At 69.9% G+C, this 23,482-nt stretch carries 20 protein-coding genes and 1 pseudogene; 11 read left to right on the forward strand and 10 right to left on the reverse strand.

The window, feature by feature from the left end:
- Positions 1 to 18: 18 nt before the first annotated feature.
- From IE302_RS23535 to IE302_RS23555, 5 genes are all read left to right on the forward strand, one after another.
- Complete coding sequence (locus tag IE302_RS23535) at positions 19 to 516, forward strand: phosphoribosyltransferase (protein WP_007028464.1); 498 nt, start codon at positions 19 to 21, stop codon at positions 514 to 516.
- A complete protein-coding gene (locus IE302_RS23540) occupies positions 513 to 1,244 on the forward strand; it encodes a Fic family protein (protein ID WP_191256634.1) in 732 nt (243 codons plus the stop codon). The genes IE302_RS23535 and IE302_RS23540 overlap by 4 nt, the downstream gene beginning before the upstream one ends.
- A gap of 157 nt (positions 1,245 to 1,401) precedes the next feature.
- Positions 1,402 to 2,160, forward strand: a complete 759-nt coding sequence (locus IE302_RS23545) for a 3-hydroxybutyrate dehydrogenase (RefSeq protein ID WP_191256635.1) — start codon at positions 1,402 to 1,404, stop codon at positions 2,158 to 2,160.
- Positions 2,161 to 2,183: 23 nt separating this feature from the next.
- A complete protein-coding gene (locus IE302_RS23550) occupies positions 2,184 to 3,503 on the forward strand; it encodes an MFS transporter (RefSeq protein WP_191256636.1) in 1,320 nt (439 codons plus the stop codon).
- A complete protein-coding gene (locus tag IE302_RS23555; RefSeq protein ID WP_191256637.1) occupies positions 3,500 to 5,335 on the forward strand; it encodes a helix-turn-helix domain-containing protein in 1,836 nt (611 codons plus the stop codon). Before IE302_RS23550 ends, IE302_RS23555 begins: the two co-directional genes overlap by 4 nt.
- Here the strand turns inward: IE302_RS23555 and IE302_RS23560 are convergent.
- Both IE302_RS23560 and IE302_RS23565 read right to left on the reverse strand, forming a co-directional pair.
- The gene (locus tag IE302_RS23560) at positions 5,313 to 5,897 is read right to left on the reverse strand and encodes a nitroreductase family protein (protein ID WP_191256638.1); all 585 of its coding nucleotides are present in this window, start codon (positions 5,895 to 5,897) and stop codon (positions 5,313 to 5,315) included. The two genes, IE302_RS23555 and IE302_RS23560, sit on opposite strands and share 23 nt — an antisense overlap.
- A gap of 4 nt (positions 5,898 to 5,901) precedes the next feature.
- Positions 5,902 to 7,173 (reverse strand): annotated as a pseudogene (locus tag IE302_RS23565) (tannase/feruloyl esterase family alpha/beta hydrolase).
- A 119-nt stretch (positions 7,174 to 7,292) separates the two neighbouring features.
- Between IE302_RS23565 and IE302_RS23570 the strand changes: the two are divergent.
- Positions 7,293 to 8,147, forward strand: coding sequence for an extracellular catalytic domain type 1 short-chain-length polyhydroxyalkanoate depolymerase (locus IE302_RS23570; RefSeq protein ID WP_191256639.1), 855 nt, complete (start codon positions 7,293 to 7,295; stop codon positions 8,145 to 8,147).
- On the opposite strand, the gene IE302_RS23575 is transcribed toward IE302_RS23570, so the two are convergent.
- Positions 8,124 to 8,429 carry an ArsR/SmtB family transcription factor gene (locus tag IE302_RS23575; protein WP_191256640.1) on the reverse strand — a complete coding sequence of 102 codons (306 nt, stop codon included), beginning with the start codon at positions 8,427 to 8,429 and terminating at the stop codon, positions 8,124 to 8,126. The two genes, IE302_RS23570 and IE302_RS23575, sit on opposite strands and share 24 nt — an antisense overlap.
- A 52-nt stretch (positions 8,430 to 8,481) precedes the next feature.
- Here IE302_RS23575 and IE302_RS23580 point away from each other — a divergent pair, with 52 nt between their 5' ends.
- Positions 8,482 to 9,651, forward strand: a complete 1,170-nt coding sequence (locus tag IE302_RS23580) for an MFS transporter (protein WP_191256641.1) — start codon at positions 8,482 to 8,484, stop codon at positions 9,649 to 9,651.
- A gap of 95 nt (positions 9,652 to 9,746) precedes the next feature.
- Here the strand turns inward: IE302_RS23580 and nicT are convergent, their stop codons facing one another.
- The 7 genes from nicT to IE302_RS23615 all read right to left on the reverse strand — a co-directional run bounded on the left by nicT (position 9,747) and on the right by IE302_RS23615 (position 19,351).
- On the reverse strand, positions 9,747 to 10,850 hold the full coding sequence (gene nicT, locus IE302_RS23585) for a Nickel transporter NicT (RefSeq protein WP_191256642.1): 1,104 nt from the start codon (positions 10,848 to 10,850) through the stop codon (positions 9,747 to 9,749).
- 74 nt (positions 10,851 to 10,924) lie between these two features.
- Positions 10,925 to 11,854, reverse strand: coding sequence for an N-acetylmuramic acid 6-phosphate etherase (locus IE302_RS23590; RefSeq protein ID WP_191256643.1), 930 nt, complete (start codon positions 11,852 to 11,854; stop codon positions 10,925 to 10,927).
- Positions 11,855 to 11,871: 17 nt separating this feature from the next.
- Positions 11,872 to 12,870 carry a MurR/RpiR family transcriptional regulator gene (locus IE302_RS23595; protein ID WP_026467087.1) on the reverse strand — a complete coding sequence of 333 codons (999 nt, stop codon included), beginning with the start codon at positions 12,868 to 12,870 and terminating at the stop codon, positions 11,872 to 11,874.
- Between the two features lie 210 nt (positions 12,871 to 13,080).
- Positions 13,081 to 14,856: a serine hydrolase domain-containing protein gene (locus IE302_RS23600; RefSeq protein ID WP_191256644.1), complete on the reverse strand. Its 1,776-nt coding sequence runs from the start codon at positions 14,854 to 14,856 to the stop codon at positions 13,081 to 13,083.
- Positions 14,857 to 14,867: 11 nt separating this feature from the next.
- Complete coding sequence (locus IE302_RS23605) at positions 14,868 to 16,136, reverse strand: exo-beta-N-acetylmuramidase NamZ family protein (RefSeq protein WP_191256645.1); 1,269 nt, start codon at positions 16,134 to 16,136, stop codon at positions 14,868 to 14,870.
- The gene (locus IE302_RS23610) at positions 16,133 to 17,977 is read right to left on the reverse strand and encodes a glycoside hydrolase family 3 protein (RefSeq protein ID WP_191256646.1); all 1,845 of its coding nucleotides are present in this window, start codon (positions 17,975 to 17,977) and stop codon (positions 16,133 to 16,135) included. Before IE302_RS23610 ends, IE302_RS23605 begins: the two co-directional genes overlap by 4 nt.
- A gap of 576 nt (positions 17,978 to 18,553) precedes the next feature.
- The gene (locus IE302_RS23615; RefSeq protein ID WP_191256647.1) at positions 18,554 to 19,351 is read right to left on the reverse strand and encodes an HAD family hydrolase; all 798 of its coding nucleotides are present in this window, start codon (positions 19,349 to 19,351) and stop codon (positions 18,554 to 18,556) included.
- A 597-nt stretch (positions 19,352 to 19,948) separates the two neighbouring features.
- Here IE302_RS23615 and ssd point away from each other — a divergent pair.
- The 4 genes from ssd to IE302_RS23635 are packed head-to-tail and all read left to right on the forward strand — an operon-like array spanning position 19,949 to position 23,467.
- Positions 19,949 to 21,022, forward strand: a complete 1,074-nt coding sequence (gene ssd, locus IE302_RS23620) for a septum site-determining protein Ssd (protein WP_191256648.1) — start codon at positions 19,949 to 19,951, stop codon at positions 21,020 to 21,022.
- Positions 21,019 to 22,161, forward strand: a complete 1,143-nt coding sequence (locus IE302_RS23625) for a TadA family conjugal transfer-associated ATPase (protein WP_191256649.1) — start codon at positions 21,019 to 21,021, stop codon at positions 22,159 to 22,161. Before ssd ends, IE302_RS23625 begins: the two co-directional genes overlap by 4 nt.
- A complete protein-coding gene (locus IE302_RS23630) occupies positions 22,158 to 22,898 on the forward strand; it encodes a type II secretion system F family protein (RefSeq protein ID WP_191256650.1) in 741 nt (246 codons plus the stop codon). The genes IE302_RS23625 and IE302_RS23630 overlap by 4 nt, the downstream gene beginning before the upstream one ends.
- Positions 22,899 to 22,903: 5 nt before the next feature.
- Positions 22,904 to 23,467 carry a type II secretion system F family protein gene (locus IE302_RS23635; RefSeq protein WP_373308015.1) on the forward strand — a complete coding sequence of 188 codons (564 nt, stop codon included), beginning with the start codon at positions 22,904 to 22,906 and terminating at the stop codon, positions 23,465 to 23,467.
- The last annotated feature ends 15 nt before the right edge of the window (positions 23,468 to 23,482 follow it).

The raw sequence follows: 23,482 nt of genomic DNA on the forward strand, positions 1-23,482 counted from the left end.
CGACGAAGGCGAGGCGGCATGGCCGAAGAGCGGGAAGAGCTCACCTGGGAGTTGTTCGGGACGGCCAGCAGGGATCTGGCACAGGCCGTCGCCGACGACGGCTTCGAGCCGGATCTGATCCTGTCGATCGCGCGCGGCGGGCTGTTCGTCGCCGGCGCCCTCGGCTACGCGCTGGACGTCAAGAACCTGCACGTGATGAACGTCGAGTTCTACACCGGCGTCGATCAGCGCCTCGACCTGCCGGTGATGCTGCCCCCGGTGCCGAACGTCGTCGACCTGACGAAGAAGAAGGTGCTCGTCGCCGACGACGTCGCGGACACCGGCGCGACCCTGAAGCTGGTCCGCGACTTCTGTGCCGACCACGTCGCCGAGGTGCGCTGCGCGGTCGTCTACGAGAAGCCGCGCTCCGAGGTCAAATGCGAGTACGTCTGGAAGCACACGGACCGGTGGATCAACTTCCCCTGGTCGGTGCAGGCGCCGGTGGTGCGGCGCGCGGGCCAGGTGCTGGACGCGTGACGGATCCGCTGAAGCCGCTGCTGGACCTCGAAGGGGTCGCGGCGGCCGCGAAATCGGCTCAGGACGCGGTGTTCGCCGTCCACCGGCTGCCCGCCAACCTGCGCGGCGGCGCGGCGACGGCCGCCGAGGCGTCCGTGCGGTCGGCGCGGGCGTCGGCCGGGATCGAGGGCGCCGCGCCCGAACTGCCGGAATCCGGCGAGGTGACCGATCCGGTGCTGGCGGGCGCGCTGCGCGTCGCGGAGGCGCTGGAAGGCCTGCTCCCGACCTGGCGGCGCGCGCCACTGCAGGCGTTGGCGCGTTTGCACGTTCTCGCCGCGTCGGACCTGGTGAAGGACCTCGACGCGCTCGGGCGGCCGCGGTCGTCCGGCGACGTCGGGCCGCGGCTGGAGCTGCTGGCGCAACTGGTCACCGGCGCGACGTCGGTGCCGGGACTGGTGCTGACCGCCGTCGTGCACGGGGAACTGTTGGCGCTGAAGCCTTTCGGCTCCGCGGACGGTGTCGTCGCGCGGGCGGCGGCCCGGCTTTCGGCGGTGGCGACGGGGCTCGACCCGAAGGCGCTGACGGTGCCGGAGGTCGCGTACTTCCGGCGGGTGCCGAAGTACATCGAGGCCTCCGAAAGCTTCTCCGGCGGGACCGCCGAGGGCGTCCGGGCCTGGCTGCTCTTCTCCTGCGAAGCGTTCGAGGCCGGTGCCCGCGAGGCGAAGTCCATCTCGGACGCCGCCGGCTGACTTCCGCATTTCGTCCTCTGGATGCGGTCCTTGTGTGTGCAACTACCGCATTCAGAGGACGAAATGCGAAGGTGTGGGGAGCCCACACGGGATCTTGAGTAGGTGTGGCGCGTGACCACATGGCTTAAGTGCCGGGCGCGACCTAACGTCGTCCGGCATGAGTGGTGCGTATCACAGCGATCTGGCCGGTAAATCCGCGCTGGTCACGGGCGCGGCGAGCGGTATCGGCCTGGCCTGCGCCGAAGCGCTGGCGCGAGCCGGGGCCAAGGTCCACCTCGCCGACATCGACGACGCCGTCGAGAAGGCGGCGGCCGACGTCAACGGCATCGCGCACGTCGCCGACCTCACCGACGCCCGGGCCATCGAGACCCTTCCGGCCGAGATCGACATCCTCGTCAACAACGCCGGCTTCCAGCACATCGCGCCGATCCACGAGTTCCCGCCGGAGACCTTCGCCCGGATCCAGGCGCTCATGGTCACCGCGCCGTTCCTGCTGATCCGCCGCGTGCTGCCGTGGATGTACGACCGCGGGCGCGGCCGCGTGATCAACATGTCCAGCGTCCACGGGCTCCGCGCGAGCCCGTTCAAATCCGCGTACGTCACCGCGAAGCACGCGCTCGAAGGCCTATCCAAGGTCACCGCGCTCGAAGGCGCCGAGCACGGCGTGACCAGCAACTGCGTCAACCCCGGCTACGTCCGGACCCCGCTGGTCACCGGTCAGCTCCAGGCGCAGGCCGAAGAACACGGACTCGAACGCGACGCCGTCATCGAACAGGTCCTGCTGCGCCGGTCGGCGATCAAACGGCTCATCGAACCCGAAGACGTCGCCGCGTGCGTGCTCTGGCTGTCCGGCGACCACACCGCCCATGTCACCGGTACCTCGATCCCCCTCGACGGCGGCTGGACCGCCGCGTGAACCCCCAGGAAAGGAAGTCCCCGGTGACCGCGCAGAACCGTGGCTCGATCGCGAAAGTCGTCAGTGCCAGCCTGATCGGAACGACGATCGAGTGGTACGACTTCTTCCTGTACACCTCCGCCGCGGCGCTGGTGTTCGGCAAATTGTTCTTCCCCACCAACGATCCGCTGACCGGCACGCTGCTCGCGTTCCTGACCTACGCCGTCGGTTTCCTCGCGCGGCCGATCGGCGGGCTGGTGTTCGGGCACTTCGGGGATCGCGTCGGCCGCAAGAAGCTGCTGGTGCTGAGCCTGCTGCTGATGGGCGGTTCGACCTGCGCGATGGGTGTCCTCCCGACCTACGCGACCGTCGGTGTCCTGGCGCCGATCCTGCTCACGCTGCTGCGGCTGGTGCAGGGTTTCGCGCTCGGCGGCGAATGGGGCGGCGCGGTGCTGATCGTCTCCGAACACGGCGACGACAAGCGGCGCGGTTTCTGGGCGTCGTGGCCGCAATGCGGTGCCCCCGGCGGGAACCTGCTCGCGACGGCGGTGCTGGCGATCCTCGCCGCGACGCAGTCGGACGAGGCGTTCCTCGGCTGGGGCTGGCGGATCCCGTTCCTGCTTTCCGGTGTGCTCGTGGTGATCGGGCTGTGGATCCGGCTCGCGGTCAGTGAATCCCCGGTCTTCCTCGCCGCGCAGCGGAAGAACGACACGGCCACGCACGCCCCGGTCGTCGAGGTGTTCCGCAAGAGCTGGCGCGCGGTGCTGATCACGATCGGTTCGCGAATGGCCGAAAACGTTTCCTACTACGTGATCACCGCGTTCATTCTCGTTTACGTCACCACCGGGCTGAGTCTGCCGAAATCGGTGGGACTCAACGCGGTGCTCATCGGTTCGGCCGTGCATTTCGTGACGATTCCCTTGTGGGGCATTCTTTCCGACCGGCTCGGCCGTCGTCCGGTTTATCTGTTCGGCGCGATCGGCATGGCGGTGTGGAGTTTCGCGTTCTTCGCGATGCTCGACACGAAGAACGCGAGCGTCATCATTCTCGCGGCGACCGTCGGGCTGGTGCTGCACGGCGCGATGTACGGACCGCAGGCCGCGTTCTTCTCCGAACAGTTCCCGACACGGGTGCGCTACACCGGTCTTTCGGTCGGCGGGCAGCTGTCGTCGATCGCGGCGGGCGCGGTGGCGCCGCTCATCGCGGTCGCGCTGTTCAAGGAGTTCGGCAGCACGGTCCCGGTCTCGCTCTACGTCGTCGCGATGTGCGCGCTGACCGTGATCGCGCTGCTCGCCGCCCGGGAGACCAAGGGCGAGTCCCTGCACTCCGAAGTTCTCGCGGAGCGCGGTCACGTGTCAGCATGACCGTTGTGGACAGTTCCGCACAGTTGCGCCGGCTGCTCGAACTGCTCGCCTCCGGGGCGGGCAGCGAGCAGCTGGCGCACGTCCCCGTCGACCCGAAGGCCACCGAGCTGGCGCTGCGGATCCGGGACACCGTCGCCGAGCACCGGCGGCGGGAGGCGGAGCTGGCCGCGCTGTTCGACACCGCCAGCGACCTGGCCCGGCTGGACGATCCGGACGCGGTCCTCCGGTCGATCGTGCGCCGGGCACGGGCGCTGCTCGGCGTCGACGTCTCGTACCTCAGCCTGAAGAACGAGGCCGAGGGCAACACCTACGTCCGGGTCACCGACGGTTCGGTTTCCGCGCTGTTCCAGGACATCGTGCTGGGTATGGGCGAGGGGCTCGGCGGGCTGGTCGCGCAGACCGCGCGGCCGTACGCGACGGCGGACTACTTCAACGACGAGCGGTTCCATCACACCTCGTCGATCGACACCGGGGTGCTCGACGAGGGACTGACCGCGATCCTCGGGGTGCCGCTGGCGATCGGCAGCAAGGTCATCGGGGTGCTGTTCGCCTCGGACCGGACGACGCGGGAGTTCAGCGCGGAGGAGGTCGCGCTGCTGTCGTCACTGGCCGACCACGCGGCGATCGCGCTGGACAACGCGCATCTGCTCGACGAGACGCGCCGCGCGGTCGCCGAGCTGAACGACGCCAACGCGACGATCAGCGCGCACAACGACGCGATGCGCCGCGCCGAGGACGCGCACGACCGGCTGATGGATCTCGTGCTGCGCGGTGGTGACCTGGCCGAGGTCGCCGCCGCGGTCGCGGACGTGCTCGGCGGCGCCATCGCCGTCTACGACGCCGAAGGTGTCGTCCTGGCCAGGACCGGCGGGGAACTGAGTCTCTCGCGCGCCGCGGTGTCGGCGTCCCGGACGAGCGGCCGGGCGGTGTCCACTGAGGACGGTTGGCTGTGCGCGGTCCAGGCTGGGCAGGAGTTCCTCGGCAGCCTGGTGCTGGGCGGTGGCGGGTCGCTCGGCGAGGCGGACCGCCGGCTGTTCGAGCGGGCAGGCGTGGTCACCGCCGTGCTGCTGATGCAACGGCGTTCCGTCGCGCGGGCCGAGGACGAGGTGCGCGGGGAGCTGCTGTCGGATCTGCTCACCGCGCCGGGCCGCAATCCCGCCGCGCTGCTGGCACGAGGTCGTCGGCTAGGGGTCGATTTGTCGACATCGCATGCGGTGCTGATCGCGCATTCGGACGACGTCTCCCGGCGACGGCTGGCCGCGGCGGCCGCCCGGCACGCGGCCTTGGTGGGGGTCCACGCGGACGAGGTCGTCCTGCTTGTCCGCGGCGCGGACGCCGGCGCGCTGGCCAGATCCGTCGCCGCCGAACTCGCGTCCACAATGGACTGTCCGGTGACGGTGGGCGCCGCGGGCCCGGCCACCTCGCCGCGGGAACTGGCCGTGGCGCACGCGGAAGCCGCGCGGTGTGTCGCGTCGTTGCTGGCGCTGGGCCGGGCGGGGGAAGGCGCGAGCATGGCCGACCTCGGTTTCGTGGGGCTGCTCCTCGGCGAACACGCCGATCTCGGCGCGTACGTGACGGCGACGATCGGCCCGGTACTCGACTACGACGAACGCCGCGGCACCGATCTGATCGGCACCCTCCGGGCGTATTTCGCCTGCGGCGGCAACCTGACGCGGGCGAAGGACCAGCTTCACGTGCACGTCAACACCGTCGTTCAGCGGCTGGACCGCATCGCGTCATTGCTGGGAGACGAGTGGCAGTCGCCCGAGCGCGCGCTGGAACTCCAGCTCGCGCTCAGGCTGCACCGCCTCACCAACGACCGAAACGGATGACGTCCTCGAATTCACGGCGAGCGATCTTGGTCGCCGAAGAACCGGGCGACGGTCCGGCTTCGGCGCCGTGCCCGAGCGCGACGACGCCGATCGGGTCGTGATCCTGGGGGACCCCGAACTCGCTGTGGAGGCGCTCCACGCTTTCCGGCGCGAGCCCGAAGAACACCGCGCCGAGATCCTCGTCGACGGCCGTCTGGAGGATCAGCAGCGCCGCCATCCCGGTGTCGACGTCCCAATACGGCACGCGCCACCACGAGTCGTCACCCTCGGCGAAACCCTTGTCCGGCTTAGCGTAGCGGTCGAGGTAGGCGTTCTTGACCGAAAGCGGCACGATCGCGACCGGTGCCGTGGTCACGGTTTCCGGTGCCCAGCTCGCCCCGAACTCCCAGAACTTCGCGAGTTCTTCGCCGGTGAGGACGAGAAATCCTTGCCCTTGTGAGAAACCGGCCGAGGGACCCTTCAGCGCGTTGCGCAGGATGCGCTGAAGGCTCGCCTCGGCGACCGGCTCGTCGGTGAACTTCCGGACCATGCGACGGCGTCGTACGACGTCCTGGAATTCCATCCGATCAGGATAGTGCGCAACTACTCGCCAGGTCGCCGTCTCCGCGGGGGATGGTCGCGGAGACGGGCGGCCGGACGCCGTCGAGCCAGCCTTCGAGAGCGGTGAAAGCGGTCCGGAAACACGGGCCGATCGGGCGCAATTCGCCGGGGAAGACGTCGTACAGGCCGTCGACGTGGTTGCCGCCGACGATCCGGTAGTAGCGCTGGAGTCCGGCGCGGCCCTGGTCGGCGATCATCCGCTGGTAGACGTCGGAATCGCGGGTGATCGGCAGGAGGGTGTCGAGAGTGCCGTGCAGGGTGATCAGCGGTTTGCCGATCCGGCCGGTCAGCGAGATCCGTTCCACCGCACGGTGCACCGACGGCGGGCGAGTGGCGTAGTCGTAGTCGGTCCCGGTGAACGACGGATCGAATTCGGCCTGGTAGATCCGTTGCGTCAGGCCCCAGTAGACGTCGTTGTGGTACTGCCAGAGGAATTCCGAGCCCGGCGCGAACCCGGCGTCGAGAATCCGCTGATGGGCCTGCGCGGAACCGGCGACGTAGTCGGGGTAGGCCTTGATCGCGGGCGGCAGGAAGGTGAACAGGTTCGGGCCGTCCTCGTGCCAGAGCGTGCCCTCCCAGTCGATGCCGCCGTCGTAGAGCCACGGCCGGTTCTCGAGCTGCCAGCGGACGAGGTAGCCGCCGTTCGACATCCCGGCCGCGAGGGTGCGGCTCGGCAGGCGTCCGTAGCGCTGCGCCACGGCGGCCTTCGCGGCGATGGTCAGCTGCGTGACCCGCGAATTCCACTCGGCGAGCGCGTCGCCGGGCCGCCGTCCGTCGGTGTGGAAGTCAGCACCGGTGTTGCCCTTGTCGGTGGCGGCGAACGCTTAGCCGGCGGCGAGGACCTGGTCGCCGATCGCGCGGTCGTTCGCGTACTGGCGGCGCACGCCGGGGGATCCCGAGACCACGAGGCCGCCGTTCCAGCGAGCGGGCAGCCGCAGCACGAACTGCGCGTCGTGGTTCCAGCCGTGCGTGGTGTTGGCCGTCGACGTGTCCGGGAAATAGCCGTCGATCTGGATGCCGGGGACGCCCTGGGGCGCGGGGAAGCCCGCCGAGGTCAGCCCGGCCCAGTCTGCCTGGACCGTATGCCCGGTGACCAGGGTTCCGGTGGTCGTCAGATCGTCCAAACAGGACAGCTGTTGTTTCGCGGCGCCGGGAACGCGCACGTTCCCGCAGCCGCTCGCCGCCTGGGCGGGCGTGGCCAGGGCCACCATCATCGCGAGGACCAGAATGAGCCGCATCGGCCGACGGTAAGCGCGGTTCTCGTGCGCTGGTACCCGGCACGGCCACATAAAACGGACCGCCGCTGTGGTGGTCGTCCACGTGGGAACTCCGGCGTCGGCGGTTCTAGCCTGAGGTGATGCGAAAACTCCTCATCGGCGCGGTGGTTTCGGCATTGGTCCTCTTCCTCTCTGCTCCGGCGCAGGCGGCGACGATCCGCCCGGTGACCGGGTTCGGGAGCAATCCCGGTGCTTTGCAGATGTACGAATACGTTCCCGACGGGCTCCCGTCCGGACGTCCGGCGGTGGTCGTGCTGCACGGCTGCACCCAGGACGCGGCCGGCTACGCGCGTGGCTCCGGCTGGGTCGGGCTCGCGGATAAGCTGCGGTTCAAACTCGTTCTGCCGCAACAGGTTTCGGCGAACAATTTCTCCAAGTGCTTCAACTGGTTCCAGGCGGGCGACAGCAAACGCGGTTCTGGGGAAGCCGAATCGATCGCGCAGATGGCGCGGTATTCGGCCGGGAGCCGCACGTACGTGACCGGGCTGTCCGCGGGTGGCGCGATGACCTCGGTGATGCTGGCGGCGTATCCGGAACTGTTCTCGGGCGGCGGTGTCGTGGCGGGACTGCCCTACGCCTGCGCGACCTCGATGGTCGACGCGTACTCCTGCATGAATCCCGGCAAGGATCTGACCCCGAAGCAGTGGGGTGACAAGGTGCGGGCCGCGAGTACGGGTGCGCGGTCGCCGGTCAGCGTCTGGCACGGGACCGCGGACTACACGGTCGCCCCGATGAACCTGCGTGAGCTTTCCGAGCAGTGGACGGACGTCGGCGCCGCCGTCGACACGCACTCCGTCGACGGGATGGGGCACGGCCAGCCGATCGCGCCGGGGGCCGGTTGCGGGCAGGCGGGGCCGTACCTGCTCGATGTCGGCGTCTGCGCCGCGGCGGAACTCGCGGTGCAGTGGCGGTTAGCTGAGGACGGCGTCCAGTAGACCTGGGAACCGCTTGTGGACGTCCTCGGTCCTTAGTTCGACCCAGCGGGTCCGGCCCTCGACGAACGTCGTCGTGAGGCCGGCCTCGCGCAGGACCTTCCAATGATGGGAAAGCGTCGGCGCGCTGATCTCGACGTCGTACTCGGTGACGGCGCAGCTTCGCGGCGAAGGGTTGCTTCGCAGGGCGCGGATGAGCTCCAGGCGCACGGGATCCGCCAGCGCCTGGAGGACCGGCACGATCTCGATCTCCTCGGTCGCCGGTTGCGGCAGCGTCGTGCTCACTTCACTCCAAACTGTTTGACAGTCATCGAATAGTCCGGTCACTATACCTCCCATGACGATTCGACGATCATCAAATGATCGGCTCGCCTTGGGGGCTCTGCTGGTACTCGCCGTCGGGACGTTCACCGTCGGCACCGACGGGTTCGTCCTGAACGGGCTGCTGCCCACCATCGCCGCCGACCTGCGCGTTTCCGAAGCCGTCGCGGGCCAGCTGACCACGGTCTTCGCGGTGACCTACGCGATTTCTTCGCCGCTCATCGCGGCCTTCACCGGACGGCTGGACCGGCGCTGGGTGCTCGGCGCGGGGATGGTGCTGTTCACGATCGGCATGGCCGGTCAGGCGATCGGCGAGTCCTTCGCCGTGGTCGCCGTCGCTCGCGTGCTGGCCGCCCTGGGCGCCGCCGCGTTCCAGTCCAACGCCTATGTCCTCGCCGGCGCGCTGGCTTCCGACGAGCGCCGCGGCCGCGCGCTGGCCACGGTCTCCCTCGGGATGAGCGTGTCGATGGTGCTCGGCGTGCCGATCGGCGTGCTGGCGGGCACCTGGTTCGGCTGGCGCGCGGTGATGTGGGGGATCGGCGCGGTGGCGGTGGTCGTCGCGCTGCTCGTGCCGCTGCTGCCCGGGGTCACGATGGCGACGGTCTCCCTGCGCGACAGGCTCGCCGTCGTCGCGCGGCCGCCGATCGCGCGCGTGCTCGGCGTCAGCGTCCTCGGCACCGCCGCGGGCTTCGCGGCCTTCGTGTACCTGCCGGTGCTCGTGGCGCCGGTGGCGGCGGGCGCGATGATCTCGTGGCTGCTCGTCGGTTTCGGGATCGGGCAGATCGCGGGCAATTCCTTCGCGGGCCGGGCGACCGACTCGCTCGGCCCCGCGCGCGTCCGGTCGATCTCGCTCATCGGCACGGTCGCGACACTGGCGCTGCTGGACGTCGCCGTGCTGAGCCTGCCCGGCGCGGTGGTCCTCGCACTGGCTTCGGGGGTGTTCGGCGGGATGCTGATGGTGCCGCAGCAGCACCGGCTGTTCTCGCTGGCGCCTGACGCGCCGACGGTCGCCCTGGGGCTCAACGGATCCGCGATCTACGCCGGTGGTGCCCTCGGCGCCGCGCTGGGCGGCGTCGTCCTGTCGTCGGCGGGGGTCTGGTGGGTTGGTCCCGTTGCCGCCTTCGTCGCTCTGCTCGCCTTCGCGCTTTCGGTCCCTTCGCGGACGCGCGGGCCCCAACCCGCCTGACCGAAAGCGGTAGCAAGGGACCTTTGCTATCGCCTATCTCAACGTCGAGAGAAGCGATAGCAAAGGTCCCTTGCTCTCTTTCTGCAGGTCAGGGGCTACTTCGTGGGCAGCCGGGCCGACCAGCGCTCCTCGATGCGCGCGAAGCGCCATACGAGGAGCGCGAAGATCCACGTGAGCGCGAAGAGCGCTACGACCGCGTAGCCGACGTAGTCCAGGCTCAGCGACCCGATCACCGCGAGCGGACCGGTCGTGATGCCGAACCGTTCGGTGATGATCGAGATGACCTCGATCGTCCCGATGAGCAGCGCGACCGCGACGGAAAGCGCCGTCACCGTCAGGTTGTAGTAGACCTTCCGCACCGGCTTCGCGAAGGCCCAGCCGTACGCGTAGTTCATGAAGCAGCCGTCGGCGGTGTCGAACAGCGTCATCCCCGCGGCGAACAGGATCGGCAGCACCAGGATCGCGTACCAGGGCAGGGAGAACGCGGCCGCGCCACCGGCGAGCACCAGCAGGCTGATCTCGGTCGCGGTGTCGAAGCCGAGGCCGAACAGCACGCCGATCGGGTAGATGTGCCAAGGCTTCCGCACCGCCTTGGTGGCGCCGCGCAGCAGACGGTTCATGAAGCCGCGATCGTCGAGTTGCCGCTCCAGCGCCGCTTCGTCGAACTCGCCCCGCCGCATGCGCCGGAACACCCGCACGATGCCCACCAGCACCACGAGGTTCATGATCCCGATGAGGTACAGGAACACCGCCGAAACGGACGTCCCGATCAGCCCGGTCGCCTCGTGCAACGCCGACGTGTCGTCTTCGACGGCGCCGGCGAGCGTGCGCACGCCGAACGACAGCAGCAGGCACAGCAGGAACACGATCGTCGAATGGCCGAGGGAGAACCAGAAACCGACCGAAAGCGGCCGTTGCCCGTCGGCCATCAGCTTGCGGGTGGTGTTGTCGATCGCGGCGATGTGGTCCGCGTCGAACGCGTGCCGCGCCCCGAGCACGAAAGCCGTGACGCCGAGGCCGATCCCGAACACACCCGTGGCGCCGAGCTCGTACTGGCGCGGCGCCACGAAAAGCGTCAGGACCCCCCAGCCCACGACGTTGAGCAGCAGGATGAATCCGGCCATCCCGGCGACGGACACCCGTTCGCGTCGCGTGAGCGCGAGGCGCCGGGATGAACGGGGTCGTCCGCCGATGCTCATGACCACCCAGTCTCTCGTTCGCGAATATCCGGGAGCCTAGGGAGACGAGCAGGTGATGGGCAATAAGTGATCTTTCAGCTCGCGCGCACCCGCAGGGAGTCGAGAGCCTTCCGTACATGGCCATCGCTGGCCGTCAGCGCCTTCGCCGCGCTCCCGACGTCCTCGCCGGACAACAGATGCACCAGCGCCACCTTGAGGTCGCCGTCGGCCTCGGTGAGCGCGTCGGAGCAGTCCGCCATGCTCATCCCCGTGGCCTCACGCAGGATCCGGATGGTCCGCCCGCGCAGCTTCGCGTTGGTCGCGCGCATGCTGACCATCAGATTCGAGTACGTGCGGCCGAGTTTGATCATCGTCGCGGTGGAGAACGCGGTGAGGATGATCTTCTGCGCCGTGCCCGCCTTCATCCGCGTCGACCCGGCGATCGCCTCGGGGCCGGTGTCCACCGCGATGAGGACATCGACACCCGGCGGCGTCACCGCGGCCGGATTGCCCGAGACCAGCGCGGTCCGGGCACCCCGGCGGCTGGCCGCGGCCAGCGCGCCGAGCACGTAGGGCGTCCGGCCGGAAGCCGTCAGCCCGAGCACGAAGTCACCGGGCGAGACCGAGTCCGCCACTTCGGCGGCTCCGGCCTTCGCGTTGTCCTCGGCATCTTCGACGGCTTGCCGCAGAGCGCGCGCGCCGCCGGCGTGATGCGCGATGAACCAGTCGGAGGGCACGTTGAACGTCGGCACGAGCTCCGCCGCGTCCAACGTCGCCAGCCTGCCGGAGGTACCGGCGCCGAAGTAGTGCACGCGGTGTCCCGACCGCAGCGCTTCCACGGCGAAGTCGACCGCCCGGGCCACCTGCGGCAGCACCGCGGCGACGGCTTCGGGGACCCGGCGGTCCTCGGCGTTGATCGCGCCAAGGATGCCCATGGTCGACATCAGATCGATGTCGGTCGTCCGCGGATTTCGCTGTTCGGTTGGCGAATCGACGTGCACCACCTGGCGTGGGACGGTCATCATGCGCCTCACTTTTTCGCTCATTTGCCGGTTTCCCGCGGCCGCCGCCTGCCGTCGGGCCGTACGCCCAGCCGGTGCGAGCCAACCGCGTCCCTGGTCGCGTCGAGTGCGTTGACCGACGCGTCCATGTGCCGCTGCGCGACACCGATGAACAGGCAGTCGATGACGGTCAGCTGCGCGATGCGACTGGCGGTCGCACCGGAACGGAACGTCGTCTCCCGCGCGGCCGTGGTCAGCACGTGGTCGGCGACCTCGGTGATCGGCGAACGCGGGAAGTTCGTCACGGCGACGGTGATCGCGCCGTGCTCACGGGCCACACGCAGCGCCTCGACGGTGTCCGTGGTCGCGCCCGTGTGGGAGATGCCGATCGCGACGTCACCGGGGCTGAGCACGGCGGCCGAGGTCAGCATGATGTGCGTGTCCGACCAGGCGAAGCTGACCCGCCCGATGCGGTGCAGCTTCTGCTGCAGGTCCGCGGCGACGAACGCGCTCGCGCCCACGCCGTAGACGTCCACCCGGCCCGCGCCGGCCACGATGTCGATCACGCGCTGTAGCGACGGGACGTCGAGCTGGTCGGCGGTCTCCTCCACAGCACGCGCGTCCGCGAAGCTGACCTTGCCGATGACCGCGGCCAGGTCGTCCTCCGGCCCGATCTCGCCACCGAGGTTGCGGCTCGACCGCGCCTCGGACCGGGCGGTGTCGGCCGCCAGGGCGATCCTGAGCTGCGGATACCCGCCGACGCCGACCGCCTTGCAGAACCGCGTGACGGTGGTTTCGCTGGTGTTGGCCGCGAGCGCGACCTCGGTGATGCTGCGTCGCGCGACCTGCGCGGGGTCGTCGAGGACGACCTTCGCGACGCGCTGCTCGGCCCGGGCGAGCCCGGGCAGGAGGGAGCGGATCCGGACCAGCGGGCTCGCGTCAGCGTCCCGTGTCGGCTGCGCCGGCACGGCCTCGGACGGTGCGGCCGCGATTACGGATTCGGTATCGCCCACCGTGGGAAAGTTACTAACCGTTGGCATCTGCGACAAGGCTACCCACACCCTTCGGGAAGATCGCAACCTATCCGTGTCTGCGGATTCGATTTGCGATTAATCGTTGACCAGAAAGTCGCTAACCAGGTCGAGGCTGTTAACGAGGTCGAGCTAACGACTTGGCAACTTAGTGTCGCGACGCAAGGGGCTGTGTCCCGGTCAACGGGCCTGTTCTGTCAGCGCAATGGAGCTGCCCGGTTACCTAGTGCTCAACTTCCATCCGGTAGCGACGAAAGGAGGGGGATTATGCTCACTGTCCAGCAGTATGCGGCCGCGTTCAGTGACTTTCACACTGTCCAAGGAAATTCCGCGTCCCGTGTAACGAGCGTCGGTCGTGTAACGCCAACGCAGGGCGATTTGTGAGCTTTGTGACACCTCGCCGGAGACCCGCCACCAAGCCCGGTGGCCGTGTCCGCCGAGGCCATTCTGGTCGCCAACGGGTGCGCCCGGTCCGCTTGCACGCAGAGTAATCGTTTTCCAGGTGGCGCCGCCGTCGGTACTTGTTTCCAAGAAGAGCGAATCGGAGGGGCCTTCGGTGTCCACGAAGGTGTCGAAGGAGACCTTCAGCGGGCCGCCGCGGGCCGGCAACGGCGGCGTCGTGAGCGTGGCCGTGGAGACGTCCCCGGCACCGCTGAACCACGCGTCGCGGCCGTGGGCCGGACGGACGGCCATCGCCTTCGCGAGCGAGCTCGCCCACGTCTCCCTGGCGAGGTTGATCGAGCCCCAGTTCCGCGTCGGGTGCACGCGGTTGGTGAGCAGGATCGCGAACGACCTCGACAGCGGGTCGATCACCAGCGAGGTCCCGGTGAACCCGGTGTGCCCGGCGGTCGACGTCGCGGACAGCGCGCCCATGTACCAGGGCTGGTCGAGCTCGAAACCGAGGCCGTGGGCGTTGTCGGGGAACTTCTGGTTGTAGTTCGTCAGCATCGCCCGCACGGTCTCCTGGCGAAGGATCCGCTGGCCGCGGTACGCGCCGCCGTTGAGGATCGTCTGAGCCAGCACGGCCATGTCGGGGGCCGTGGAGAACACGCCCGCGTGCCCGGCGACGCCGCCCAGCGACCAGGCGTTCTCGTCGTGGACTTCGCCGCGTACGAGACCTCGTGGCGGCTTCACGGCGTACTCGGTCGCCGCGACCCTGGCGAGTTTCGACGCCGGCGGGTTGTACCCGGTGTCGGCCAGGCCGAGCGGACCGGCGATGCGGTCCTGGACGACCTTGTCCAGCGGCGCTCCGGCCACCTTCTCGACCAGGAAGCCGAGCGTCAGCAGGTTGATGTCGGAGTAGAGGTACGTGCTGCCCGGCGGGTTCTTCAGCGGGCTGTCGAGGACGGCCTTCCGGCGCGACGGGATGTCCGGGTAGCCCTCCCACAGGGACGGGAGCGGTGTCGGGGCGAAGCCCGAGACGTGGGTGAGCAGCTGCTGGACGGTGACGGCCTCCTTGCCGTTCACCCCGAACTCCGGCAGGTACCGCACCACCGGCGCCGAGATGTCCAGCGCGCCCTTCTCGGCCAGCTGCATCACCGCGATGGAGGTGAACAGCTTCGAGATCGAGGCCATGTCGAAGATGGTGTCCGCGCGCATCGGCACCTGCTGCTCCGGCGGCAGTTCGGTGCCGTTCGCGTCGGCGTAGCGGACGGCACCGCCGACGGCCTGGCGCTCGACGATCACGCCGTCGTGCGCGAGCAGGCCGACCGCTCCGGAGAAGTGCGGATGCCCGGTGGCGTCCGGTTTCGTCCAGCTCTCGACGAACCGTTCGGCCGCCTTGATCGGCTCCGGGTCGAGACCGACCTCGGAGGGCGCGCCGTCACGCAGGACGGTGGACGCGGGCGCGAAGCCTCCGCGCGGCTTGTCGAACCGGCCCGCCGCGCGGTCTTCCTGTTGTCCGGTACCCGGAATCGCCTGTGCTCCCGCCGTCGACAGCGTGGTCGCCGCGACCAGCACGGAGACGGCCGCGATCACGATCTTCCTAGCACGCAAGGTCGTTCCCCTCAGTGATAGATGAGATGGCGACGGCGTTTCCGGTCGAATTCGGCCAGTTCGGCCTGCCAGGACCCGACGATCTCGTCCGCCCCGGCGCCCTTGTCGATCATCGTGCGCAGCCTGGCGGAACCCGAGAGCTTGTCGAGGAAGTTGTCGGGCCGCCACTTGAACTTGTCCGGATGCACCTGTTTCGCGGTGACGAACATGGTGACCGCGGTGCGGATGGCGTCGAACGCCCGCGCGTCCGTGATCGTCACCTGCACGCCGCCGCAGGGCTCGTTGACGAACTTGCCGAACGTCGGCACGAAGTACGCCTCGCGGAACTTCACGCCCGGAAGCCGGAGTTCGCCGAGCTTCTCGCGCCAGCGCCAGTCGAGACCCGGCGCGCCGATGATCTCGAACGGCCTGGTGGTGCCACGGCCTTCGGAGAACACGGTGCCTTCGAACATCCCGGTGCCGGGGTAGACGAGCGCGGTGTCCGGCGTCGGCATGTTCGGGCTCGGCGGGACCCAGGTCAGCCCGGTGCGGTCGAAGAGCTGATCGCGTCGCCAGTCGCGCACCTCGACGATTTCGAGCTTGCCCGGCGTGACCCCTTCGGCGGGCAGGAACTCGGCCGCGAAGAATCGCGCGAGTTCACCGACGGTCATGCCGTGCTGCTGCACGATCGGCTTCCGGCCGACACCCGAGGCGTACGCCGGGTCCAGCAGCGGCCCGGCCGCCTTGCCGCCCAGCGGGTTCGGCCGGTCCAGCACGACGACCGCCGTGCCGGTCTTCGCCGCCGCGACCATCGCCGTGTACAGCGACCAGATGTAGGTGTAGAACCGCGCGCCCACGTCGGCGATGTCGAAGACGATGGTGTCGACGCCCGCCTTCGTGAACATCCCGGCGAGCTTCGTCGCGTCGGCGCCGTACGCGTCGTACACCGGTACGCCGGTGCGCGGGTCGGTGTAGTCGCCCTCGGACCCGCCCGCTTGCGCGCTGCCTCGGAAGCCGTGTTCCGGCCCGAACGCGGCGAGCGGCCGGACCCCGGCGGCGACCATCGAATCGACGATGTGGTCGCCGCTCGCCAGCACGCCGGTCGGATTCGACAGCACGCCGAGCTTGCGCCCGGCCAGCGCGGCCCAGCCGCGGGCGGCGAGCACGTCGGCTCCGGTGCGGGTGAGCGGGGGACCTTTGCTCTCGCTGACCGGCTGGGCCCCCGCGACCGAGGAGCCGGCCGTCAGCGCGGGGACCGCGAGCGCGCCGGTGGCGAGGAAATGGCGGCGGTTGAGGTTCACCAGGTCAGTCCGTGGCCGAACGGGTACTTCACCGTGCCCACGTCCTTGCCGGCGGGGACGTCCACCGGCAGCTTGCCCTGCGGCTTCACCTTGCCGAGGATCACCTTCGCCAGCGCTTCGAGCGACGGCGTGATGTAGCCGTACGTCGCGAGCCAGGTCTTGACCGGGTTCTCGTAACCGGCGTCGTAGGGGATCTGGGCGGCGACCGCGACCACCGGCTTCCCGGTGTCGTTCAGCGCCTGCAACAGCTTGCCCTGCAACGGATACGTGCCGACGTTGTTGGTCAGCACCACGACCAGGTCGACGTTCTTCGCCGCCGCGACGGCCTGCGCGATCTGCGCGTCGGTCGGGGTCTGACCGGTCTGCAGCGCGGTCGCCTGCGTTCCGTGCGCGGTGAGCTTCGAGGCCAGCGCCGTCGTCGTGCTGACGCCCCAGCCGGTCACGAGGGTCTTCGCGGGCTGCTGCGCGAGCGGCAGGACGCCGCCGTCGTTGCGGATCGCGGTGACCGACCGGTCGGCGATGCCCTGCGCGGTCGCGAGGTTGGCCGGGACGCCGACCTTCGACATCACCTTGGCCGGGTCGACGAACGGCGAGGTCAGGATGCCGCGCTTCAGCTTCAGCTTGAGCACCCGCAGGACGCTCTCGTCGATCCGCTTCTCGGTCAGCTCGCCCTTGCGGACCGCGTCGAGCACCGAGTTGATCGCCAGGTCGAGGTTCACCGGCATGAGCAGCTGGTCGATGCCCGCCTTGAGCGCCAGCACCGGGATCTCCGCGTCGGTGTGCAGCTCGCGGACGGCGTCCATGGAGAGCGAGTCCGTGACGACGACGCCGCGGTAACCCAGCTCGCCGCGCAGTTTGCCGGTGAGGATCGGCTTCGACAGCGTGGCGGGCTCACCCGACGGGTCGAGGCTGGGGAACTGGATGTGCGCGCTCATGATCGAGTCGATGCCGGCGGCGATGGCGGCCTTGAACGGCGGGACGTCGGTCTCGCGCCAGCTGGCTTCGCTCCGGTCGATCCGGGGCAGCTCGTGATGACTGTCCGTGGCCGCGTCGCCGTGGCCGGGGAAGTGCTTCGCGGCGGCGGACACCGTCTCCGAGCGCCGGCCCCAGCCCGAAGTGCTCTTTCCCGCTGAGGGCTCGTCGGCAGAGTCCTGGAAGCCCTTGACCTGGGCCCCGACGTACTGGCTCGCCAGCTCCGGGCGGCCGGAGAAGGAACGGACGCCGATCACCGGGTTCGCCGGGTTCGAGTTCACGTCCGCGTCGGGGGCGAAGTCCTGGTTGATGCCGACGGCGCGCAGTTCGTGCCCGAGGATCCGGGCGGCCTCCTGCGCGGCCTTGGTGTCCCGGCCCGCCGAGATCGCCATCGCGTTCGGCAGTTCGGTGGCGGGGGCACCCATGCGGGTGACCGTGCCGCCTTCCTGGTCGGTCGCGATCTGCAACGGGATGTGGGCGCCGCTGCGGATCGCGGCCCGCTGGAGCCCGTTCGACAGCTTGGCGACCTGGACCGGGTCGTCGAAGTTGTCGCGGCTGTCGTTGTTGAAGTAGATGACGCCGCCCAAGTGGTACTTCTCGATCACCTGCGCGGGGGTGTCCACTCCGAAGTCGGCCTTGTTCTTGGCGTTCACCTCGTCGGCGGACTTCCCGTTCACCCACGTGACGAACAGCTGGCCGACCTTCTGCTCCAGGGTGAGCCCGCGCAGCGTCCGCTGCGCCTCCGCGTCCGCGGTCACCGGCTGCGCGGTCGCCGGGACGCCCGCGACGGCGAGGGTGAGCAGACCCGCGAGGGGCAAGGCGAGCGCATGGATCCTCCGATGACGGGCGTGCGCGGTTCGGGTCGTCACCTCAAGCCTCCCAGATTCGTGCCTGACTCTCAGATGGAAAGAAGTCCACCTGGAAGCACTGATATCCGGAAGCTACCCACGAGCACTTTGCTTGTCCATCGGCCACCCGCACGAACGGTCCGTTCATACACAAAGGGACGCGAAGGGGCCTGTCACGCTTGAAAACAGGGGCAAAACACTGGCGGCGCCCGTCGGCAAGAAGCCGGCGGGCGCCGCCAGTCAGTGCGGACCACTCGGGCGACCAAGCGTGCAACTCTGGTCGTACCTTCATGGACTCGGCGTCCGGCGTCCCGGTACGCAGTCCCTAGACGACGAGCCTCCCGCGGCGCGCTGCGCGTGGGTACCCGGTGTCCGCACACGGAGATTCGCCGGGGTGGAACAGGCTTCTCTTCTACCTGTTCCCTGGCCGACCGAACGTCCGCACCTACTTTCTACGCCGTGAGCCGGGTCACTTCAAGTGCGCAGACGGGTGCACCGGTACAGAGGCTCGATCTAGTGACACGGGCACGCTGGGCGACGGACAATTCGCCGCCCTGGCTGCGAAAACCGGCTCCGTACCGCCGACCGGGTGCGCGTTCAGCGGGTGCGCTTGCGCCGGCTGTAGCCGTACCAGGTGGCCCCCGCGGCGACGGCACCGAGCGCGACCAGTCCCGCCGACCGGGCCGGGATCCGGGTTCGCAGTGACATCGGGTGCTCGAACGCGAGGATCTCCCAGCCCTGTTCGGTCGCGTGCCTGCGCAGGACACGGTCGGGGTTGACCGCGTGCGGCCGTCCGACGACTTCGAGGAGCGGGATGTCGGTGCTCGAGTCGGTGTAGGCGTGGCACTGGGTGAGGTCGTAGCCGTACGTGGCCGCGAGTTCCTTCGCGGCGATGGCCTTGTTCTCGCCGTAGCAATAGAAATCGACTTCGCCCGAGTAGCGTCCGTCCACTATCTGCATCCGCGTGGCCACGCTGCGCGTCGCGCCGAGCATCTCGGCGACCGGGGCGACGACCTCTTCGCCGGTCGCCGACAGCACCACGACGTCGTGGCCGTCCGCGCGGTGCGAGGAGATCAGCTCCGCCGCCTCCGCGTAGACGAGCGGGTCGACGACGTCGTGCAGTGTTTCGCGGACGATCGCGGACACCTGGGCGACGTCCCATCCGGCGCACAGCGCGGAAACCTCGGCCCGCATCCGCTCGGTTTTCGCCGCGTCCGCGCCCGCGAGCGAGAAGACGAGCTGTGCGTACGCGCTGCGAAGCGCGGCTCGGCGGTTGATCAGGCCTTCGCGCAAAAGAGGCTTGCTGAAGGCCAGTGCGCTCGAGGACGCGATGATCGTCTTGTCGAGATCGAAGAACGCCGCGACCGGGCTCGGTGTCGTGCTGGGTCGGTCCACCCGCCAAGGATAGGAGAGCCGGAGGCGGGCCCGCCGGTTGGTCGACCACGATCGGGATACGGCGGTGGAAAATTCACGACCGCGCGGCCGATCCGGCGCGTCGTGCCGTTATCGAATTGTGGGTACCGGCGTCGCCCGCAACGGGCCGGTATCGGAGTTACAGTGAGATTGTCCGGTGTAGCACCGGGCCCTGGTTCAGTCCGACCCCCCGGGGCTGAACCCCAGGCGGCCCTCGTCCCTCCCCCCTGGCGAGGGCCGCCCTCAGACTTCCCGCTCTGTCAATGGTTCAGACCTTGCCGGTCGCGAAAACCCCTTCGGGGCAAGGCTGAAACCGACCGAGGTTCGTAAACTTTCTTTTCTCTCAACGCTTTTCGTGCCCTTCTGTTCCGAAAACGGAATGGCCGTGTCCCGTGCGGAAAAGCCGGGAAGTGTGCCGGAAAGGTCCGACGGAAACGGCGGGAAACCGGTTTCCGGGGGCTGAGTTGTCCACAACACCCCGGTTGTCCACAGGCGGGGCGGAATGGCGTTGTGCGCGGACGGGATCCGGCGCGACCGTGGAGTCACATCCCGAGTCCGACCGAATCCCCGGGGGAAGTCATGACCGAAGAACACCCGCTCGTCGTCGCCGGAGACGACATCCTGCTCGACGAGATCCTGCGCGTGGCGGCGGCCGCGGGCTGCGAGGTCGAACGCGCACCCGATCTGGACGCCGCCCGCGGGAGATGGGCCCGCGCGCCGCTCGTCGTCCTCGACGAGGAGGCCGCGAGCGCGCCGAACCGCCTGCTGCGGCGGAGCAAGGTCCTGCTGGTCTGCAAGGGCGCTCCCACCCCGGTGACCTGGGAGCGCGCGTTCAACACCGGCTCGGAGAAGGTCCTTTCCCTGCCGGACGAGGAAGGCGACCTCATCGGCGAGTTCGCCGACGTCGTCGACGGGCCCGCACGTGACGACGGCGTCGTCATCGGGGTCATCGGCGGGCGGGGAGGGGCCGGGGCCTCCGTACTGGCGGCCGCCGTCGCGTACCGGGCGGAGAAGACCGGGAGCGGCGGGCTGCTCGTCGACTGCGATCCGCTCGGCGGCGGGGTCGACGTCCTCCTCGCCGCCGAACGCGATCGCGGGCCGCGCTGGCCGGAACTCGACCTCGGCGGCAGGGTGTCCATGACGGCGTTGAGCGAAGCCCTGCCGCGGAAGCGATACGCGACCGGCTCACTGTCCTTTGTGTCCTACGGACGGGAAGGGCGCGGTCCCGGGCCGGACGCGATCGAGGGCGTGCTGTGCGCCGGGCGGCGGGCCGGGCGGACGGTCGTCTGCGATCTGCCGAGGCATTTCGGCGTCGAGACGTCCACCGTGATCGGGCTGGCCGATCTGGTCGTGGTCGTCGTCCCCGCGGAACTCCGTGCCTGCGCGGCGGCGAAACAGGTCCTCTCCCGGCTCGAACCCCACGCGGCCCGGATCGGTGTCGCGGTCCGGGGGCCGTCGCCCGCCGGGCTGATCCCGCGGGAGATCGCCGACGCCGTGGGCGCCCCGCTCATCACGTCGATGGGCCGCGAACGGTCCTTGTCCGCGTCCCTCGACCGCGGCGAGTTCGTCCCGCGGCAGCGCGGGCATCTGGCCACCGCCGCCGCCGAAGTCCTCGCCGCCGCGCGGGGGGATCTGGCCGGTGCCACGCGATGACCGACGAACTGTTCGAGCGGGTCCGGCGGCGGCTGGCCTCTTCGGACACCCCGGCGGATCCGGTGAGCGTGGCGCGAGCGGTCCGGGCCGAAGCCGGCGGCGCGCTCGGTCAGGACGCGGTCCTCGGAGCGGTCCGGCTGGCCCGCGAAGAGTTCGTCGGCGCCGGTCCGCTCGCGCCGCTTCTCGGCAAGCCCGGCGTCACCGACGTTTTCGTCACGGCTCCGGACAAGGTCTTGGTCGACACCGGTACGGGTCCTCAAGAGACAAAAGTCCGTTTCGCCGACGAGGAGGCCGTCCGGAGGCTGGCCCAGCGCCTCGCCCTCGCCGGCGGGCGGCGGCTGGACGACGCGCAACCGTTCGCCGACTGCTGGCTGCCGGGGGTGGGACCGCAGGGCCGGGTCCGGATGCACGCGGTCCTCCCGCCGATCGCGCCCGCCGGGACCATCCTCTCGTTCCGCGTTCTCCGGCCCGCCACCCACGATCTCGCCGAACTCCGGCTGCGCGGCGTTTTCGGCACCAGCGGCGCGGAACTGCTCGACGCCGTCATCCGGCACCGGCTCGCGTTCCTGGTGTCCGGTGGGACCGGGGCGGGCAAGACGACCTTGCTCTCCGCGTTGCTGGGCGCGGTGCCCCCGGGCGAACGCATCGTCTGCGTCGAGGACGCCGGTGAACTGCAGCCGGACCATCCGCGGTTCGTCAGCCTGCTCACCCGCCCGGCCAACGTCGAGGGCGCGGGTGAGATCGGGCTCGGCGAACTGGTGCGGCAGGCGTTGCGCATGCGGCCGGACCGCCTGGTCGTCGGCGAAGCGCGCGGCGGCGAGGTCATCGCGTTGCTCAACGCCATGAACACCGGGCACGAGGGCGGAGGCTGCACCCTGCACGCCAATTCGGCCGCGGAGGTACCGGCACGGATGGAGGCGCTGGCCTCGCTCGGCGGCCTCAAACGGGACGCGCTGCACAGCCAGCTGACGGCTGCGGTGCGGGTGGTCCTGCACATGCGCCGCCTGCCGAACGGGATCCGGCGGCTGGACGAGGTCGGCGTCCTCCGGTCGTTCCGGGGCGAGGCCAAGGTCGTCCCGGTCTGGAGCAAGGGCGACTGGATCGGCGACGAGACGTCCTTCGAGGAGATGGCGGCATGAACCCCTGGGTCCTCCTCTCCTGCGGCGCCGGGCTCGCCTGCTGGCCCAGGGCGGCGATGCGCGTCCCGTTCGCCTGGCGTCCGCCTCAGGCGGTTCGCGCGGCCTGGTGGGCGCTGCCCGCGCCGCTCGTCTTGCCCTTCCTCGGGATCGGCTGGGCCTTGGCGACGCTGGTGCTCACCTGGACGGTCCGGCAGGAACATCGGTGGCGGGCACGCGCGAAGGCGGAGCTGGCCGAAGCCGAACTCACCGCGTCCGTGCTGCGGACGATGATCGGCGAACTCCGGGCGGGCGCTCATCCGGTGGCGGCGGCCGAGGCCGTGGCGGAAGCGGTGCCCGCCGCGTCCGGACGGCTGCGCGGGCTCATCGCGGCCGCCCGGCTCGGTGGCGGGACGGCCGATCCGGACGCGCCACCGGCGCTGGTGAACGCGTGGGCGCTCGCGGGCCGGTTCGGGCTTCCGATGGCGGGCGTGCTCGACGCCGCGCGACGGGACGCCGAGGCGGAGATCGGCTTCCGGCGCCGGCTCAAGGCGAAGCTGGCCGGTCCGCGAGCGAGCGCCGCCGTGCTCGCCGTCCTCCCGCTGGTGTGCCTGCCGCTCGGCGAGGCGATGGGGGCGAGCCCGCTCGGCGTCCTCACCGGGACGGGCGCCGGGCAGCTGCTGCTCGTCGTGGGCAGCGGGCTGATCTGGGCGGGAACGGCCTGGTGCCGGGCACTCACCGGGCGGACAGCGCGGTGTTGACGGGAGTGGCGTTGCTCCTCCTGGGCGGTGCGGTCTTCTGCTGGCCTTGTGTCGGTGGAGCCGTCGCACGGCCGGGGCGTCTCCTCACCTGGCTTCGGGAACGGACGGCCCGGGAGAAAGGCGTCCCCGAACTCCTCCGGTCCGCGGCCACCCTCGACCTGCTGGCCGCTTGCCTGGCGGGCGGGCTGCCCGTGTCCGTCGCGCTCGAAGCGGTCGTCCCGACGGCGTCACCGGAGACCGCGGTGGCTCTGCGGTCCGTGTCGTCGCATCTCGCCGTCGGCGTGGGACCGGCCGAAGCCTGGGCGCCGGTCCGGGACCGGCCGGGCCTGACCGAACTGGCGGTCGCCGCCGTCCGCACGGCGAGGGCGGGCACCGCGCTCGCGGCCCACGCGCAAGACCTCGCGCGAAGACTGCGCGAGTCGCTCTCCGCCGAAGCCGAAGAACGTGCCGAACGGGTCGGAGTGCTGCTGGCGGCGCCGATCGGCCTGTGTTTTCTCCCCGCGTTCCTCTGCCTCGGTGTCCTGCCCGTCGTGCTCGGCCTCGCCGGTCGTCTCGGCGGAATCCTCTGATCGAAAGGCGATCCT

It is taken from the genome of Amycolatopsis oliviviridis, assembly GCF_014654365.1.
Classification (GTDB): Bacteria; Actinomycetota; Actinomycetes; order Mycobacteriales; family Pseudonocardiaceae; genus Amycolatopsis; species Amycolatopsis oliviviridis.

What these genes read in the sequence shown, in the direction of transcription:
- IE302_RS23535 (WP_007028464.1), top strand. Translation starts at nt 19, where the DNA reads ATGGCCGAAGAGCGGGAAGAGCTCACCTGGGAGTTGTTCGGGACGGCC.
- IE302_RS23545 (WP_191256635.1), top strand. Translation starts at nt 1,402, where the DNA reads ATGAGTGGTGCGTATCACAGCGATCTGGCCGGTAAATCCGCGCTGGTC.
- IE302_RS23555 (WP_191256637.1), top strand. Translation starts at nt 3,500, where the DNA reads ATGACCGTTGTGGACAGTTCCGCACAGTTGCGCCGGCTGCTCGAACTG.
- IE302_RS23560 (WP_191256638.1), bottom strand. Translation starts at nt 5,897, where the DNA reads ATGGAATTCCAGGACGTCGTACGACGCCGTCGCATGGTCCGGAAGTTC.
- IE302_RS23570 (WP_191256639.1), top strand. Translation starts at nt 7,293, where the DNA reads ATGCGAAAACTCCTCATCGGCGCGGTGGTTTCGGCATTGGTCCTCTTC.
- IE302_RS23580 (WP_191256641.1), top strand. Translation starts at nt 8,482, where the DNA reads ATGACGATTCGACGATCATCAAATGATCGGCTCGCCTTGGGGGCTCTG.
- nicT (WP_191256642.1), bottom strand. Translation starts at nt 10,850, where the DNA reads ATGAGCATCGGCGGACGACCCCGTTCATCCCGGCGCCTCGCGCTCACG.
- IE302_RS23590 (WP_191256643.1), bottom strand. Translation starts at nt 11,854, where the DNA reads ATGATGACCGTCCCACGCCAGGTGGTGCACGTCGATTCGCCAACCGAA.
- IE302_RS23595 (WP_026467087.1), bottom strand. Translation starts at nt 12,870, where the DNA reads ATGCCAACGGTTAGTAACTTTCCCACGGTGGGCGATACCGAATCCGTA.
- ssd (WP_191256648.1), top strand. Translation starts at nt 19,949, where the DNA reads ATGACCGAAGAACACCCGCTCGTCGTCGCCGGAGACGACATCCTGCTC.
- IE302_RS23625 (WP_191256649.1), top strand. Translation starts at nt 21,019, where the DNA reads ATGACCGACGAACTGTTCGAGCGGGTCCGGCGGCGGCTGGCCTCTTCG.
- IE302_RS23630 (WP_191256650.1), top strand. Translation starts at nt 22,158, where the DNA reads ATGAACCCCTGGGTCCTCCTCTCCTGCGGCGCCGGGCTCGCCTGCTGG.